Origin of the sequence: Clostridium sp. 1001275B_160808_H3, from assembly GCF_015550425.1 — a bacterium.
In the GTDB taxonomy this organism is placed as follows: Bacteria; Bacillota; Clostridia; order Clostridiales; family Clostridiaceae; genus Clostridium.
Window position 1 is genome coordinate 372942 of the sequence record NZ_JADNAT010000001.1, and the last position, 15053, is coordinate 387994.

At 30.4% G+C, this 15053-nt stretch carries 13 protein-coding genes, 6 tRNA genes and 1 riboswitch; of the genes, 2 read left to right on the top strand and 17 right to left on the bottom strand.

Annotated features, from left to right (window positions below; genetic code table 11):
* Positions 1–11: 11 nt before the first annotated feature.
* On the bottom strand, positions 12–2240 hold the full coding sequence (locus I2A75_RS01770; protein WP_195262747.1) for an ATP-dependent RecD-like DNA helicase: 2229 nt from the start codon (positions 2238–2240) through the stop codon (positions 12–14).
* 284 nt (positions 2241–2524) lie between these two features.
* On the opposite strand from I2A75_RS01770, the gene nagA reads away from it, so the two are divergent.
* Positions 2525–3655 (top strand): N-acetylglucosamine-6-phosphate deacetylase, encoded by a 1131-nt coding sequence (gene nagA, locus I2A75_RS01775; protein ID WP_195262748.1) that lies wholly within the window; start codon positions 2525–2527, stop codon positions 3653–3655.
* A 40-nt stretch (positions 3656–3695) separates the two neighbouring features.
* Here the strand turns inward: nagA and metK are convergent, their stop codons facing one another.
* The 8 genes from metK to I2A75_RS01815 all read right to left on the bottom strand — a co-directional run bounded on the left by metK (position 3696) and on the right by I2A75_RS01815 (position 6666).
* Entirely contained in the window at positions 3696–4871 is a 1176-nt protein-coding gene (metK, locus tag I2A75_RS01780) for a methionine adenosyltransferase (RefSeq protein WP_243241917.1), read from the bottom strand.
* A gap of 119 nt (positions 4872–4990) precedes the next feature.
* Positions 4991–5099, bottom strand: a riboswitch (SAM riboswitch).
* A gap of 147 nt (positions 5100–5246) precedes the next feature.
* A tRNA-Tyr gene (locus I2A75_RS01785) sits at positions 5247–5331 on the bottom strand.
* A 7-nt stretch (positions 5332–5338) separates the two neighbouring features.
* Positions 5339–5413 (bottom strand) — tRNA-Thr (locus tag I2A75_RS01790).
* 17 nt (positions 5414–5430) lie between these two features.
* Positions 5431–5506 (bottom strand) — tRNA-Val (locus I2A75_RS01795).
* Between the two features lie 17 nt (positions 5507–5523).
* Positions 5524–5608: transfer RNA gene (locus I2A75_RS01800), tRNA-Tyr, on the bottom strand.
* A gap of 6 nt (positions 5609–5614) precedes the next feature.
* Positions 5615–5689: transfer RNA gene (locus I2A75_RS01805), tRNA-Thr, on the bottom strand.
* A 32-nt stretch (positions 5690–5721) separates the two neighbouring features.
* A tRNA-Tyr gene (locus I2A75_RS01810) sits at positions 5722–5806 on the bottom strand.
* Positions 5807–6102: 296 nt separating this feature from the next.
* On the bottom strand, positions 6103–6666 hold the full coding sequence (locus I2A75_RS01815) for a hypothetical protein (RefSeq protein ID WP_195262749.1): 564 nt from the start codon (positions 6664–6666) through the stop codon (positions 6103–6105).
* Positions 6667–6776: 110 nt separating this feature from the next.
* On the opposite strand from I2A75_RS01815, the gene yyaC reads away from it, so the two are divergent.
* The gene (gene yyaC, locus I2A75_RS01820; RefSeq protein ID WP_195262750.1) at positions 6777–7313 is read left to right on the top strand and encodes a spore protease YyaC; all 537 of its coding nucleotides are present in this window, start codon (positions 6777–6779) and stop codon (positions 7311–7313) included.
* Positions 7314–7368: 55 nt separating this feature from the next.
* Here yyaC and mreB read toward each other — a convergent pair whose 3' ends face one another.
* The 8 genes from mreB to atpD form a co-directional block, all read right to left on the bottom strand.
* On the bottom strand, positions 7369–8403 hold the full coding sequence (gene mreB, locus I2A75_RS01825; protein WP_195262751.1) for a rod shape-determining protein MreB: 1035 nt from the start codon (positions 8401–8403) through the stop codon (positions 7369–7371).
* A gap of 137 nt (positions 8404–8540) precedes the next feature.
* Entirely contained in the window at positions 8541–8792 is a 252-nt protein-coding gene (spoIIID, locus tag I2A75_RS01830; RefSeq protein WP_195262752.1) for a sporulation transcriptional regulator SpoIIID, read from the bottom strand.
* Between the two features lie 95 nt (positions 8793–8887).
* On the bottom strand, positions 8888–9625 hold the full coding sequence (locus I2A75_RS01835; protein WP_195262753.1) for a M23 family metallopeptidase: 738 nt from the start codon (positions 9623–9625) through the stop codon (positions 8888–8890).
* 285 nt (positions 9626–9910) lie between these two features.
* Positions 9911–10957, bottom strand: a complete 1047-nt coding sequence (gene spoIID, locus I2A75_RS01840; RefSeq protein WP_195262754.1) for a stage II sporulation protein D — start codon at positions 10955–10957, stop codon at positions 9911–9913.
* 171 nt (positions 10958–11128) lie between these two features.
* Complete coding sequence (gene murA / locus I2A75_RS01845) at positions 11129–12388, bottom strand: UDP-N-acetylglucosamine 1-carboxyvinyltransferase (protein WP_195262755.1); 1260 nt, start codon at positions 12386–12388, stop codon at positions 11129–11131.
* 21 nt (positions 12389–12409) lie between these two features.
* On the bottom strand, positions 12410–13057 hold the full coding sequence (locus tag I2A75_RS01850; protein WP_195262756.1) for a hypothetical protein: 648 nt from the start codon (positions 13055–13057) through the stop codon (positions 12410–12412).
* Positions 13058–13242: 185 nt separating this feature from the next.
* Complete coding sequence (locus I2A75_RS01855) at positions 13243–13647, bottom strand: ATP synthase delta/epsilon chain alpha-helix domain-containing protein (RefSeq protein WP_195262757.1); 405 nt, start codon at positions 13645–13647, stop codon at positions 13243–13245.
* A gap of 11 nt (positions 13648–13658) precedes the next feature.
* Positions 13659–15050, bottom strand: coding sequence for a F0F1 ATP synthase subunit beta (atpD, locus tag I2A75_RS01860; protein ID WP_195262758.1), 1392 nt, complete (start codon positions 15048–15050; stop codon positions 13659–13661).
* Positions 15051–15053 lie beyond the last annotated feature (3 nt).

Here is a 15053-nt window from a genome sequence, read left to right on the forward strand (position 1 = left end):
CCTCTCCTTATTTATTCACTAAACATATCTTGATTTGTAATATCTATTATTCTATCTCTAAGTGAAGAATATCTCTCCATACTTCTTGTATTAGATACCATATACTTTAAAGCTTTTGGAATACCTACAACTACTACAAGCTCTTTTGCTCTAGTTATAGCTGTGTATAATAAATTTTTATTCATTAATAATGGTGAACCCATAAACGCAGGAGTAATTACTACTTTAAACTCACTTCCTTGGCTTTTATGTATAGTAATTGCATATGCTAACTCTAATTCATCTAAATATATGTAATCATAAATTACTTTTCTCTCATCATCAAAAATTATAGTAATTGTTTTTTCCTCTTCATTTATACTTTGAATAAAGCCCATATCTCCATTAAAAACGCCTACACCTTCATTCTCCCCACTTCCATTGACTCTAATCCATTTTAAAGAATAATTATTTTTAGTCTGCATTACTTTATCACCTTCTCTAAAAACAACTTCTTTCAATTCTTTCTCTTTTTTGCTAGGTGACTTAGGATTTAAAACTTCTTGAAGTTTATTATTTAAGTTTTGCACTCCTAATATACCTTTTCTTGTAGGTGTTAATATTTGAATATCTCTATATTTATCCCATGATTTTTTGAAGTTAGGTAATCTTCTATTTATTAAATCTATTATGGTATTTAGTATTAAATCTACATCTTCTTTATTTTCAAAGAAGAAATCTCCATCCCTTCTATTTATATATGGCATTTCACCATTATTAATTTTATGTGCATTTGTTACAATAAGACTTTCTTCCCCTTGTCTAAAAATATCTTTAAGCCTTACAACTTTTATAAAGTTACTTTCTATTAAATCCTTTAGCACATTTCCTGCACCAACTGATGGCAATTGATCTACGTCGCCAACTATTATTAATCTTGTTCCAAGCTTTATTGCTTTAAGCAAACTATGCATAAGCATTATATCTATCATAGATGCCTCATCTATTATAATTACATCCGCTTCTAAAGGTTCCGATTCTCCCTTGCCATAATAAGAATTTTCATCTTCACTTACTCCCATTTCTAATAATCTATGAATTGTTTTTGCTTCTCTACCAGTAGATTCAGTCATTCTCTTAGCTGCTCTTCCTGTTGGTGCTCCTAATAAAACCTTCATGCCATTATTTTCATATATTTCTATGATAGATTTTATAATTGTAGTTTTTCCAGTTCCAGGCCCTCCAGTTATTATCTCTATACCATTTTCAAAAGCACCTACGATAGCCTCTCTTTGGGAATTTGCAAATTTTATTTTATTTTTTCTTTCAAATGCTTCGATCTCGAATTCAACATCTGAATTTATCGTTCTAAAATTTTCTATGCTTAATGTTATTATCTTATTTGTAACACCTAATTCACAATAATAATATGGTAAAGAAAAAACTGCTTCTATGTCATTAATTTTCTCTATTTTTATTTTTGTTTCTAATGCTAAGTTATATAAGTTTTCTTCTACCATTTGCCCTGGTACACCTAATATTTTAGATACCTCATCAATTAAATTACTTTTAGGCATGTATGTATTACCTGATGCTGAAAATTGATTTAATATATATCTTATTCCACTTTGTATTCTAAATGGTGAAATAGACTCTATCCCTAAGCTTTTGGCTATTCTATCTGCCGTTATGAATCCTATTCCTGAAATCTCATCACAAAGAATATAAGGATTTTCTGATACAATAGCCTTGGCATCTACACCGAACTTTTTATATATTTTTATACATTGATTGGTAGTCATACCATGGCCTTGGAAATAAATTATTATATCTTTTAAATCCTTTTGTTCTATATAAGATTCATAAATTATCCTAAATTTTTTTTCACCAATACCTTCAATTTCTTGAAGTCTCTCAATGTGATTTTCTAATATATCTAAAGTTTCTTCTTTAAATTTATCCACAATCTTTTTAGCAGTTATAGGACCTATTCCATGAATTATACCTGTACTTAAATATTTTTTTATTCCTTCTACGGAATTTGGTAATACTTCTTCATATTCCTCTATATTAAACTGACGTCCAAATTGTTTATGAAGTACCCATTGCCCTTTTAACTTAACATGTTGCCCTTCTTTTAAAAAAGGAACTATTCCAACTGCATTTATACAATCTTTATCTATCCTTACTTTTGATACAACATACCCTGTATCATCACTCTTGAATACAATAGATTCTACTATTCCGTTTAGACATTCCATGTTATCTCTCCAAATCTTCCAATAATATTTTAATCTCACTATTTTTATTATATAATTATATCATATATAAGTTGTAATAAAGATTATACATTTATATTAATTATACTATATTTAGTGTGCTATAATTAAATAAATAAGTGTACTAACTTATATAAATAATAAGCTTTATATTATTTCAATTTTATACTATTTTTGAATACGTTTTATAGCTATTTATACCATTCTAGCTTTTAATGTTATAGCTTTTAATTGAAATTTATATAAAAAAATGTGGAGGTGCTCATATGTTAATTAAAAATTGTAATATAGTATATCTTGATAAGATAGAAAAAGGATCCGTTTTAATCGAAAATGGAAAAATAAAGGAAATAAATCCTAGTAATATTAATGATTCTGAAGTAATAGACGCAGAAGGTCTATATCTATCTCCAGGATTTATAGATGTTCATATCCACGGTGCAGGTGGACATGACACAATGGATGGTACATTTGAAGCAATAAATGAAATTTCTAAAACTATAGTTAAGCATGGGACTACTGCTTTCACTCCAACTACAATGACAGTATCAGTAGATGATGTAAGAAAATCTATGGGTGTTATAAAAGAAGCTAAAGAAAATGGTACTGATGGCGCTATTGTTTTAGGAGCTCACCTTGAAGGTCCTTTCATTAGTCCAAAAGCTATTGGTGCACAAAATCCTAATTTTTTAATCCCTCCAACTCTTGAGAACTTTAATGCTCTTGTCGGAGATGCTGAAGATGCTGTCGTATCAATAACAATTGCCCCTGAAGTTCCTGGTGCTAAAGAATTAATAAAGGAATTGTCAAAAAAAGGAATAGTTTGCTCTATTGGACATACAAAAGCTACCTATGACGAAGCTATGGAAGGCATTAAATGTGGCTGCTGTCACTCAACTCATTTATTTAACGCAATGACACCATTTGCTCATAGGGAACCTGGAGTTGTAGGCGCTATATTTGATAGCGAGATAACTACAGAAACAATTTCTGATGGTATTCATATATCATATCCATCACTTAGAATAGCTTATAATCAAAAGACAACTGATAAAGTATTATTAGTTACTGATGCTATGATGGCTTGTGCAATGCCTAATGGAATGTATACATTAGGTGGTCAAGATGTTGTTGTTAAAGACGGTGCTGCAAGGCTTTTAAGTGGAAGCTTAGCGGGTTCAATCTTGACTTTAGATAAGGCAATTAAAAATGTATATAAAAATGTTGGTCTTCCATTAAATGAAGCTGTAAAAATGGCTACTTTCAATGCTGCTAGACATTGTAAAGTTGAAGATAAAAAAGGTCTTGTAAAAGAAGGCTACGATGCTGATTTAGTTTTATTTGACGAAGATATAAACATAAAAAATGTAATAGTTTCTGGTAAAATACTAGTATAAATAAAAAATGCTCCAATCATAAATTGGAGCATTTTTTATTTTAAATATATTTTTTTATTTCTTCTACCTTATTTAAAGCTTCCCAAGGTAAGTTTAAATCATTTCTTCCAAAGTGACCATATGCAGCTGTTTGCTTGTAAATTGGTCTTCTTAATTCTAAATCTCTTATTATAGCGCCTGGTCTCAAATCAAATACTTTTTCAACTATTGAAACTATTTCTTCCTCTGATTTCTTTCCTGTTCCAAATGTATCTATTTCTATTGATACAGGCTTAGCTACTCCAATAGCATAAGCTAATTGAATTTCTAATTTATCTGCAATTCCTGCTGCAACTAAGTTCTTAGCAACCCATCTAGCTGCATAAGCTGCTGATCTATCAACCTTAGTTGGATCTTTTCCTGAAAAAGCACCCCCACCGTGTCTTCCATATCCACCATAGGTATCAACTATTATCTTTCTTCCAGTTAATCCACTATCTCCTTGTGGCCCACCAACAACAAATCTTCCAGTTGGATTAATGTAATACTTAGTACTATCATCTAATAGTTCAGCTGGTACTACAGCTTTAATTACATGTTCCATTAAATCTTTTCTTATTTGCTCTTGAGATACCTCTTCACTATGTTGTGTTGATATTACTATTGCATCTATTCTTACAACCTTATTATCATCATATTCAACAGTAACTTGAGTCTTTCCATCTGGTCTTAAGTATGGTAAAGTTCCGTTCTTTCTTACCTCTGATAATCTTCTTGATAATCTATGAGCCATAGCTATTGGTAATGGCATATATTCTTCTGTTTCATTCGTTGCAAAACCAAACATCATACCTTGATCTCCAGCTCCAACTGATTCAACATCATCCTTTTCTCCTGATCTTGATTCTAAAGCTTCATCTACTCCCATAGCTATATCGCCTGATTGCTCATCTATTGATGTTAAAACTGAACATGTTTCACAGTCAAAACCATATTTAGCTCTATCATATCCAATTTCTTTTACTGTTTCTCTAACTAACTTTGGAATATCAACATAGCAATTAGTTGATATTTCACCCATAACTAGTACCATTCCTGTCGTAACTGCTGTTTCACAAGCAACTCTTGCCATAGGATCCTTAGCTAAAATACTATCTAATACTGCATCTGAAATTTGATCACAAATTTTATCTGGATGCCCTTCTGTAACTGATTCTGATGTAAATAATCTTTTCATTTCCATTTCTCCTTTCATTTTATTTGATATTAATTCTAAACTATATTAATTCTAAACTAAATTAATTTATAAAATAAAAAAATCTCTTCGATAAGAAGAGATGTTAAAAATCTTAATCTTTCTTATCTTGCAAAATTACTTTGCAGGAATTGGCACCACACTCAAATTTAATGAAGTAGGTTGCCGGGTTTCATCGGGCCCATTTCCCTCCGCCTCTCTGGATAAGAACTAATATCAAATTTTACCTTTTAGAGTATATCACTTTTAATATTCATAGTCAACTAAAAAATATAAATTCATTGCATATTTAAACTTTTTAATTATAAAGTTCTAGCTTATTTACAAATAAAAAAAGACAAGAATTCTTGTCTTTTTTGGTGGGGGAGGACGGATTCGAACCATCGAAACGAAACGTAACAGATTTACAGTCTGCCCCCTTTGGCCACTCGGGAACTCCCCCATATTATTGGAGCTGGCAATAGGAATCGAACCTACAACCTGCTGATTACAAGTCAGCTGCTCTACCGTTGAGCCATGCCAGCATATTTATTTTTTAAAATGGTGGAAACAACAGGGATCGAACCTGTGACCCTCTGCTTGTAAGGCAGATGCTCTCCCAGCTGAGCTATGCTTCCATATTAATATTATAAAATGGTGGGGGAGGACGGATTCGAACCATCGAAACGAAACGTAACAGATTTACAGTCTGCCCCCTTTGGCCACTCGGGAACTCCCCCATTTTATGGAGCTGGCAATAGGAATCGAACCTACAACCTGCTGATTACAAGTCAGCTGCTCTACCGTTGAGCCATGCCAGCATATTATTATTTCATTCTAAACAAATTTTATATGGTGGGGGAGGACGGATTCGAACCATCGAAACGAAACGTAACAGATTTACAGTCTGCCCCCTTTGGCCACTCGGGAACTCCCCCATTAAAATTTATTTAATTTCAGTTAAGTAAACATTATCGCCTCAACTGACAATGACTAGTATATATTTATTGCATACTAATTTCAAGTGCGTTATTCACTCATTTAACAAGATTATATTCATTATTTTCTATATTTCTTTAATTTTCTCCTATTTAATACTAATATCATTTTTTATTGTCTTATATTGTCCTAAAATTTAATTCATTCAAAGTAATATAATTACCTATTTAATATTACTGATTATTCAATTTTTACTCTAAAACTGAAATATATATTCTGACTAATATTTAAAATATTAAACTTCGTCTTCAATAATATTTAAATCAATATATCTACTTATAATCTCCATAAATTCTTCATAATCCAATAACGACATTCTCTTTTTTACTAATAAAATCCCTTCTTTTACATTATCATTATCATATTTATTAGAAAAATGATCATTTAATTTAACTATATCTATAATAGATAAACTTTTTAACATTCTATCTACTTCTAACTTTTCACTTTTTTCAAGTTCTGCAAATAAATTATTTTCAATATCACTTTCCTTTATTGTTAACCCTTCTATTTTGCTATCACTTTCTATTATATTTTCATTAGAATTAATATTATTATTAGATTCCTCTTTAATATTAAATCTTTTTAAATTATTATCTACTTTTTTTTGCTTCTCCTCTTTTGATATATCTTGCTCATTTAGAGTTTCATCACTATGTAGTTTTTTTTCGGTAGTTACTTCCTTAGAATTATTACTTATAACATCTTCACTTTTTAATGGATTCCATACTAATAGATAATAGATAGGGATACTTGCTCCAAGAATTATAGTAATTATATAAGAAAATATTTTTTTCATATTTATTCATCTCCTTTTATTTAATTAATTTCCTTTTTATGTTTTTTTATACATTTTATTATATTTATTAGTTTCAAAACATATATTGTATAAGCGGAGGTGAATTTTTAGTGAAGCATAAAGTATTATATAATTCTTATAATTCTCATATTGAAATAGCAAAATTTATCAAAGACTATATTACGAATAATACTGTAATTGTATGTATAGGTACTGATAAGTGCATTGGTGACTGCTTAGGTCCAATGGTTGGTACATTTTTAAAAGAAAAAAATTTCCCTCTTCCAGTGTACGGAACTATAGAGTCTCCAATACATGCTCTTAATATAAATAATAAATTAAATGAAATTAATAAATTGCATCCCAAAGCTTTAATCATAGGAATAGATGCCTGCCTAGGTGAAGCTAGTTCTATTGGCGAAATACATACTAGAGATTATCCAATACATCCTGGAAAAGGGGTCGGTAAAAATTTACCTGACGTTGGTATAGCTTCTATAATCGGTATTATTGATTCTAGTGAAAATGCTGAATTTTTTACATCTAGAAGTATTCGTCTGCATTTAGTCATGGAAATGTCAAAAATAATATCATCTGCCATTATTCATGCATATAATCTTGCTCACAACCAAAAGGGGAGTTTTTAAACTCCCCTTTAACAATTTTATCTATTTAATATATGTATTTAATTGTATCTATAATTTACTCAACTAATGATATTTCATTGTCTGAAGAATTTGTATCTATTTTGTCTAAATATCCCAAGACCTTGCCTGTTCCCTCGGCTACTGCTTCTACTGAATTGTTTGCAACTTCAACAGTAACACCAGTTTCATGTTCTATTAGCTTATCTAATCCATCTAATAAAGAGCCTCCACCTGTCATTAGTATCCCTCTCTCTATTATATCAGCAGCAAGTTCAGGTGGTGTTTTTTCCAATACAGATTTAACGCTTTCAACAATTAAAGATACTGATTCTTTTAATGCATATATTATTTCATCTGTTGAAATAGAAAGCTCATCTGGTAACCCAGTAATTAAATTTCTTCCCTTCATATTTGCATTTAAGTTTCTTGATCCCTTAAATGCTGATCCTATAGTCACCTTCAATTCTTCTGCTGTTTTCTCACCTATCATTATCTTGTACTTATTTCTTACATATTTTATTATTGCATCATCAAAAGTATCACCTGCTACCTTAATAGATGATCTTACAACAACTCCACCAAGTGATATTACAGCTATATCAGTAGTACCTCCACCAATATCTACCACCATAGATCCACTTGGCCTAGTTATATCTAATCCTGCCCCTATTGCAGCAGCTAAGGGTTCTTCTATTAAATGAACTTTTTTAGCGCCAGAGTTTCTTGCAGCATCAATTACTGCCCTCTTTTCAACTTCCGTTGCTTGGGATGGAACACATACCATTACTTTAGGAGCTGTAATCTTACTCTTTCCATACGCCTTTTTAATGAATTCTTTTAACATCTTTTCTGTTATATCATAATCTGATATAACCCCATCTCTTAGCGGTCTTACCGCAACAATGTTACCTGGAGTTCTTCCAATCATTTTCCTTGCTTCTTCACCAACTGCAAGCACTTTATTATTATTCTTATTTATTGCAACAACTGACGGTTCTTTTAATATTATTCCTTTACCTTTTGCATAAACTAAAACAGTCGCTGTACCTAAGTCTATTCCTAAATCGCTCCTACTTCTCCAAAACCACATTCCTTGTTCACTCCTACTCTATTCGCACTATATAATATTTGAAATCTCTCTTATTTTACAATATTCGCTCTATTTCTTATTATATATGGAATATGGTAATCCTTCAATATATTTGTATTTAATTTTGTAATCAATTACTACTCTGCAGTCTTATATTTCATCTTGGTAGCTTTTCCACCTCTTATGTGTCTTTCAGCTTTATTTAATTCTAGTATTGAATGAGTTTGTTCTGCTATAGCTGGATTTATCTTAGGTAATCTTTCTGTCATATCTTTATGAATAGTACTTTTACTTACTCCAAATACTTTTGCAGTTTTTCTGATTGTATCTTTTGAATCTATAATATATTTTGCTACTTCTAAAACTCTTTCTTCTATATAATCTTTCAAAATATTACCTCCCTTTGAATAACTTATTAATACGCGACTATAAAATTTTAATATTATTCATCAGTCATTTTAGATTAATGACTGATGAATGTTTATTATTCTTGACTAAATGTAAAATATGCTGTTGGATCTAAGTCTTTTCCATCTACATCTTGAACTTGAATATTTAAATGTTCACCAAATTCACCATTTGTAAATATTTTAGAACTATCTCCTACAGTTCCTATAACAGTTTCTTCTGTTACTTTATCCCCAACGTTTACCCTTATGTCCTTGGATAAATTACAATACTTTGTATATAATCCATTTGCATGGGCAATAACTACATAATTTCCTTCTTCGATTTTGCTTGAAACTTCTTTTACTTCGCCAACAGCTGCGGCTTTAACTTCTGTTCCAACGCTAGCTTTTACGTCTATTCCTCTAATATTTCTACTACTTCCATCACTCATGGCTTGTGGTTTTGGATAAGAATATCCTCTTGCAATTGATCCATCTAAATGATTTGCAAAACTCACTTCTACATTAGTTCCTGTAGAAACATTAACATCCTCTTCTGCAGATGCTACTTCATTTTGTTCTTCTTCTGCTAATTCATTATTTTGAGTATTTTCAACTCTATCAGCATTTTGTTTTTGTACTTCTGAAGTTGCTTTATCATCAACATTTAAAGTAAATTCATTTTGTGATTTATTACTTTGTTCTAATGCTTTATTTTTCTTTGTTGTAACAACAGCAACAGTTGCAATTACACATAAACAAAGGAATAGTACTAAATAAAAGCCCTCCTTTCTGAAAAAGTCTTTTACCTTATCTTTCTTATTTTGGTCCATATCAACACCTCCTTTTTGTATTCTTGCCAGTTATACTAAATTAATACAATCAATATTAGATTTATTTGCATCAAATTTCTACATTTACCAACAATTCTAATAATGCTCCTCAAAATCAATAATTAATAAGATTAATTAATTAAAATTTTATTATCTTAAAATAAAAAAGGAGTAAGATATATCGCTACTTCATATAGCCTTATATCTTACTCCCGTATAATATATTTATGTTTTAAGGAATCAGGTTATCTACACGCCTCTTACTTTTAAATAAATAAATAATAATTAATTAAATTTCAACTCTTTTAATTCAATCCCAGTGTAGTAATGCTTTAATATCTCCTCATATCCCTTTCCATCTCTCGCCATAACATTTGCTCCCCATTGACTCATACCAACACCATGACCGTATCCTTTGCAATTAAATATTATCTGATTACCACTTATACTAAATTGAAAGTTAGTTGAACTTAATCCAAATGCTAGCCTAAAATCTGACCCTTTAACTTTTACTCCTCCAAATCTTATTTCCTTTACCCCACCAGCTTCACTTCTACTTAAGATTTCTATGTCATTTTGTAAACTTCCCTCACTTATTTTTGCATCTTTATATTTCGAATTAATATCACTTACAAATTTAGATATATCAAATGGGAACTCACTTGTAAATTTAGGTGCTATTTCTTCTCCTTTACTTTCTGTAGATACTAAATAAGGAACATTACTTGAAAATACATCTACAGCATTTTCTGTCATTCCTGAACTTGTAGAGAAAAATTGTGGATATTGTACTAATTCATTATCATATGTTAAAACCATACCTTTTGTTGCATCAACAGCTTCTGATACTTTCGCCCAGTATTCATTTCCTTTATCTCCCCATTTTTCTAATCTACTTTCTTTAGTTATATATACTTGACAATGAGTAGTATCACATACATCTCCTCCTTTAGCTTCATTACAAGGTCTAGCTCTTTTTGCAGCTACATATGTCCTTGCTGCTATAGCCTGTGATTTTAAAGCTTCTAATTCAAAGCTAGCTGGCATTTCACCTGATACTACACTCTTTACATATTCTTCTAAAGGAACTTCTATTATTTTGTCCTCCTTTGTTAAATGAACTTTTATAACATCATTTCCAGCTAAAGTTACAAAGTTAACTTCTTCCACTTTATTATTTACATTAGTATTATCTACTTGCTTTTCTTCAAGTGCACTGACTGGAGAAGACTTAATTACAAGCATTGGAATTACAATCATAGATATTAAAACTAGAGCGCTAAAAAAAATAAGAGATACCAATCCTTCTATTGAATTTAATTTATTTTTCAATAACATAACCTCCTAAATTAAATAAATACAATTTAATATATGTGAAAATTTATTAAGTATACTTTATTTTTTATTTTTTATGTTAAGTTGCTTTAAGTAATATATAAAAATAAAGAACCTAGATTCAATTCTAAGTTCTTTATTTAGGCGAATATAGCAATTAAAATATATTTATCTGTCAACCCTATATATATTAGCTCCTAATCCTCTAAATTTCTCCTCTATATTCACATAACCTCTATCGATGTGATATATGTCACTAATTTCAGTTTCACCTTGTGCCACTAGTCCTGCTAGTATCATAGCTGCTCCAGCTCTTAAATCTGTAGCTTTCACCTCACAGCCAGTTAGCGATTCAACACCTTCTATTATTGCAGTTCTTCCATCTATCTTTATGCTAGCGCCCATTCTTACTAACTCAGCAACATGCATAAATCTATTTTCAAATACAGTTTCTGTTATAATACTTGATCCTTTTGTCACAGCAAATAATGTCATCATTTGTGCTTGCATATCTGTAGGGAATCCAGGATAAGGCAATGTTTTTATATCAACAGGGCTCTTTTTTCCGGTTCCATCAACTAGGATAACATCCTCTCTTATATTCTCAAATTTTACCCCACATTCTTTTAACTTTTCTATAGTGGGTCTTAATTGTTCTTCATTGGCTCCATTTATAGTTATCTTACTATTTGTTATAGCTGCTGCTACCATAAATGTTCCTGCTTCAACTCTGTCATATATTGGTTTATAAGTTACTCCTTTTAATTCTTTGACACCTTCTACTGTTATTTTCCCCATTCCAGCTCCGTGAACTTTTGCTCCCATTGAATTCAGAAAGTTTGCTAAATCCCATATTTCTGGTTCTTCAGCTGCATTTTCAATAATCGTTGTCCCTTCTGCTAAAACAGATGCCATCAATATATTTTCAGTTGCACCAACGGATGGAAAATCTAAATATATTCTATTTCCTTTAAGTTTCTTTGCTTTAGCTTCCACAAAACCATGTCCCATTTCAATATCTGCACCTAAAAGTTTAAAGCCCTTTAAATGCAAATCAATAGGTCTACTCCCTATATTACAGCCTCCTGGCATTGATATTTTACATCTTCCAAATCTAGCTAACGTAGGACCCATAATTAAGAATGATGCTCTCATTTTTCTTATTAGTTCACTATTCATATCTGTTACTTTAATATTAGAAGTGTTTATTTTAAGATTGCCATTTGATTCATTATAAATCCGACAATTCATTCCAGATAATAAATCGGTTAAAACCACTACATCTTCTAACATAGGCGCATTTTGAATAATTATATCATTTTGACTTAAAATACTTGCAACTATTATTGGTAAAACAGAATTTTTAGCTAAACTAATATTCACTTCACCACTTAGTTTATTACCACCTTCAACTATAATTTTTTCCATATTGTCCTCCATAATGAATTGTTAGTATGTTACGAATATCACTGGTGTTCCAATAATTAAATATTCTCCTGTATCATATTTAGTAAAACCCATATTAATTTTACTTCCATCGTATAGCTCTGCTTTTCCTACTGAACCATTATGAATATTTAATACTTCCAGAGTTTCCATATCTATATTGTTCTTTAGTATATCTAAAAGATTCTGCTTTTGATCTTCTATTATTTTTACCTTTATAAAATTAAAATATTTTATATTTTTTGCTGCAATATTTTGTATTTGTTTTATTTCTTTCTTTAATTGAAAAGTATTAGCATTTTTATCATTATTTATATAACTAATTTGAACTTTAGTATTTTCATTATTACTCCATAATATTGCCTTTATTTCTTTAATTGAATCTTTATAAACAATTATATTTTCATTAGATTGTACATTTTCTCCAAAACTTTTTTTAAAGTTCTCTTTAAGTAAAGAAAACTCTTTATTAATAGGTTGGCTTATACTATATTCTACCTTGATACCATTTTGAATAAAATCACTTGTTTCTATAAATTCAGTTTCCATAAAATCAAAATTATCTGAGAATAACTCAGATTTAATTGGAACTGCACCAATAATTAATAAAGATAAGCTTATAACAAACATTAATTTCATAATATTCTTCACAATATCCCCCTACCTTTCTATTTAATTATTGTCCAGTTTATTTTTTTTTATTCAAAATTAATAGCTATAATATAATATATAGATTTAGTTGAAATTTGTGATTAATTGTCACTATTTATACAAATGGAAATTGATCATAAAAATAGAGGGATAAAAGAAATTATCTTTTATCCCTCTATTTAAAGCTAATGATACATACTTATAGTACCAATCCTTGCATTAGCTCTCGCCAATGCTCTTCTAGCTCTTTCAATATCTATATTTTTGCCTTCTTTTAATCTTTTTTCCGCTCTTTCCTTTGACTTTCCTGCTCTATCTACATCTATATCAGATTCTCTCTCTACAGCATCACAACAGAATTTTAATTCATTATTTTTTAAATATATTATTCCTGATGATGTAAATATTTTTTCTTTCTTATTCCCATTGATTATCAATGTAGTAGTTGGTATAGTACTTAATATTATAGGAGCATGATTTGCTTTGAATTCAATTTCACCATCTTTAGTTGAAGTAATTAAACTTTCAACTTCTAATTTTAATGGTTCTTTTCCTGGGGAGATTATACTTACTTCAAAAGTTTTACTCATAATTCCATCCCCTATCTTAAGGTCTTAGCTTTTTCTATAGCTTCTTCTATAGATCCTACAAATAAGAAAGCTGATTCTGGTAGATCATCGTGTTTACCTTCTAAAATTTCCTTGAATCCTCTTACAGTTTCTTTTACTGGCACATATCTTCCTTGCATACCTGTAAATTGTTCAGCTACTGTAAATGGTTGTGATAAGAATCTTTGAACTCTTCTTGCTCTAGCAACAACTTTTTTATCTTCATCTGATAATTCATCTACTCCTAGAATTGCAATTATATCTTGTAATTCTTTATATCTTTCTAGAATATTCTTTACTTCTGTAGCTATATCATAGTGTTCTTTTCCTACTACTCTTGGATCTAATATTCTTGAGTTTGATTCTAAAGGATCTACAGCTGGATATATTCCAAGCTCAGCAATGCTTCTTGATAAAACAGTTGTTGCATCAAGGTGAGTAAATGTTGTAGCTGGAGCTGGGTCTGTAAGGTCATCAGCTGGAACATATACTGCTTGAACAGATGTGATTGATCCATTTTTTGTTGATGTTATTCTTTCTTGAAGTGCTCCCATTTCAGTTGCAAGAGTTGGTTGATATCCAACCGCTGAAGGAATTCTTCCTAATAAAGCAGAAACTTCTGATCCTGCTTGAGTAAATCTAAATATATTATCTATAAATAGAAGAACGTCTTGACCCTTATCTCTAAAATATTCAGCCATAGTTAGCCCTGTTAATGAAACCCTCATTCTCGCTCCTGGTGATTCGTTCATTTGTCCAAATACTAAAGCAGTCTTATCTATAACTCCTGACTCTTTCATTTCATAATATAGATCATTACCTTCTCTTGATCTTTCACCAACCCCTGTGAATACAGAAAGACCTCCGTGTTCTTTTGCTATGTTATTTATTAATTCTTGTATAAGAACTGTCTTACCAACACCTGCTCCTCCAAATAATCCTATCTTTCCACCTTTTTGATAAGGAGCTAATAAATCTATAACTTTTATTCCAGTCTCAAACATTTGTGGTTCTAAAGCCTGCTCCTTAAAGCTTGGTGCTGGTCTATGAATTGGATACATTTCTTTAATCTCTACATCTCCAGCATTATCAATAGGATGACCAAGAACATTAAATACTCTTCCTAATACTTCTCTACCAACTGGAACAGATATACATCTTCCCATATCAGTAGCTTTCATTCCTCTTTTTAATCCATCAGTAGATTCCATAGCTATTGTTCTAACAATGTCATCTCCCATGTGCTGTTCAACTTCCACTATTAGTAGTTTATCACCCATATCTATTCTAATTTCATTATAGATATTAGGTAAAGCATCTGAATCAAATTTTATATCTACTACTGGTCCAATTACTTGAACTACTTTTCCTACTTTTTCAGGCATAGT

Coding starts and splice junctions, on each gene's coding strand:
- I2A75_RS01770 (WP_195262747.1), bottom strand. CDS start 2,240: ATGGAATGTCTAAACGGAATAGTAGAATCTATTGTATTCAAGAGTGAT.
- nagA (WP_195262748.1), top strand. CDS start 2,525: ATGTTAATTAAAAATTGTAATATAGTATATCTTGATAAGATAGAAAAA.
- metK (WP_243241917.1), bottom strand. CDS start 4,871: ATGAAAAGATTATTTACATCAGAATCAGTTACAGAAGGGCATCCAGAT.
- I2A75_RS01815 (WP_195262749.1), bottom strand. CDS start 6,666: ATGAAAAAAATATTTTCTTATATAATTACTATAATTCTTGGAGCAAGT.
- mreB (WP_195262751.1), bottom strand. CDS start 8,403: ATGTGGTTTTGGAGAAGTAGGAGCGATTTAGGAATAGACTTAGGTACA.
- I2A75_RS01835 (WP_195262753.1), bottom strand. CDS start 9,625: ATGGACCAAAATAAGAAAGATAAGGTAAAAGACTTTTTCAGAAAGGAG.
- murA (WP_195262755.1), bottom strand. CDS start 12,388: ATGGAAAAAATTATAGTTGAAGGTGGTAATAAACTAAGTGGTGAAGTG.
- I2A75_RS01855 (WP_195262757.1), bottom strand. CDS start 13,647: ATGAGTAAAACTTTTGAAGTAAGTATAATCTCCCCAGGAAAAGAACCA.
- atpD (WP_195262758.1), bottom strand. CDS start 15,050: ATGCCTGAAAAAGTAGGAAAAGTAGTTCAAGTAATTGGACCAGTAGTA.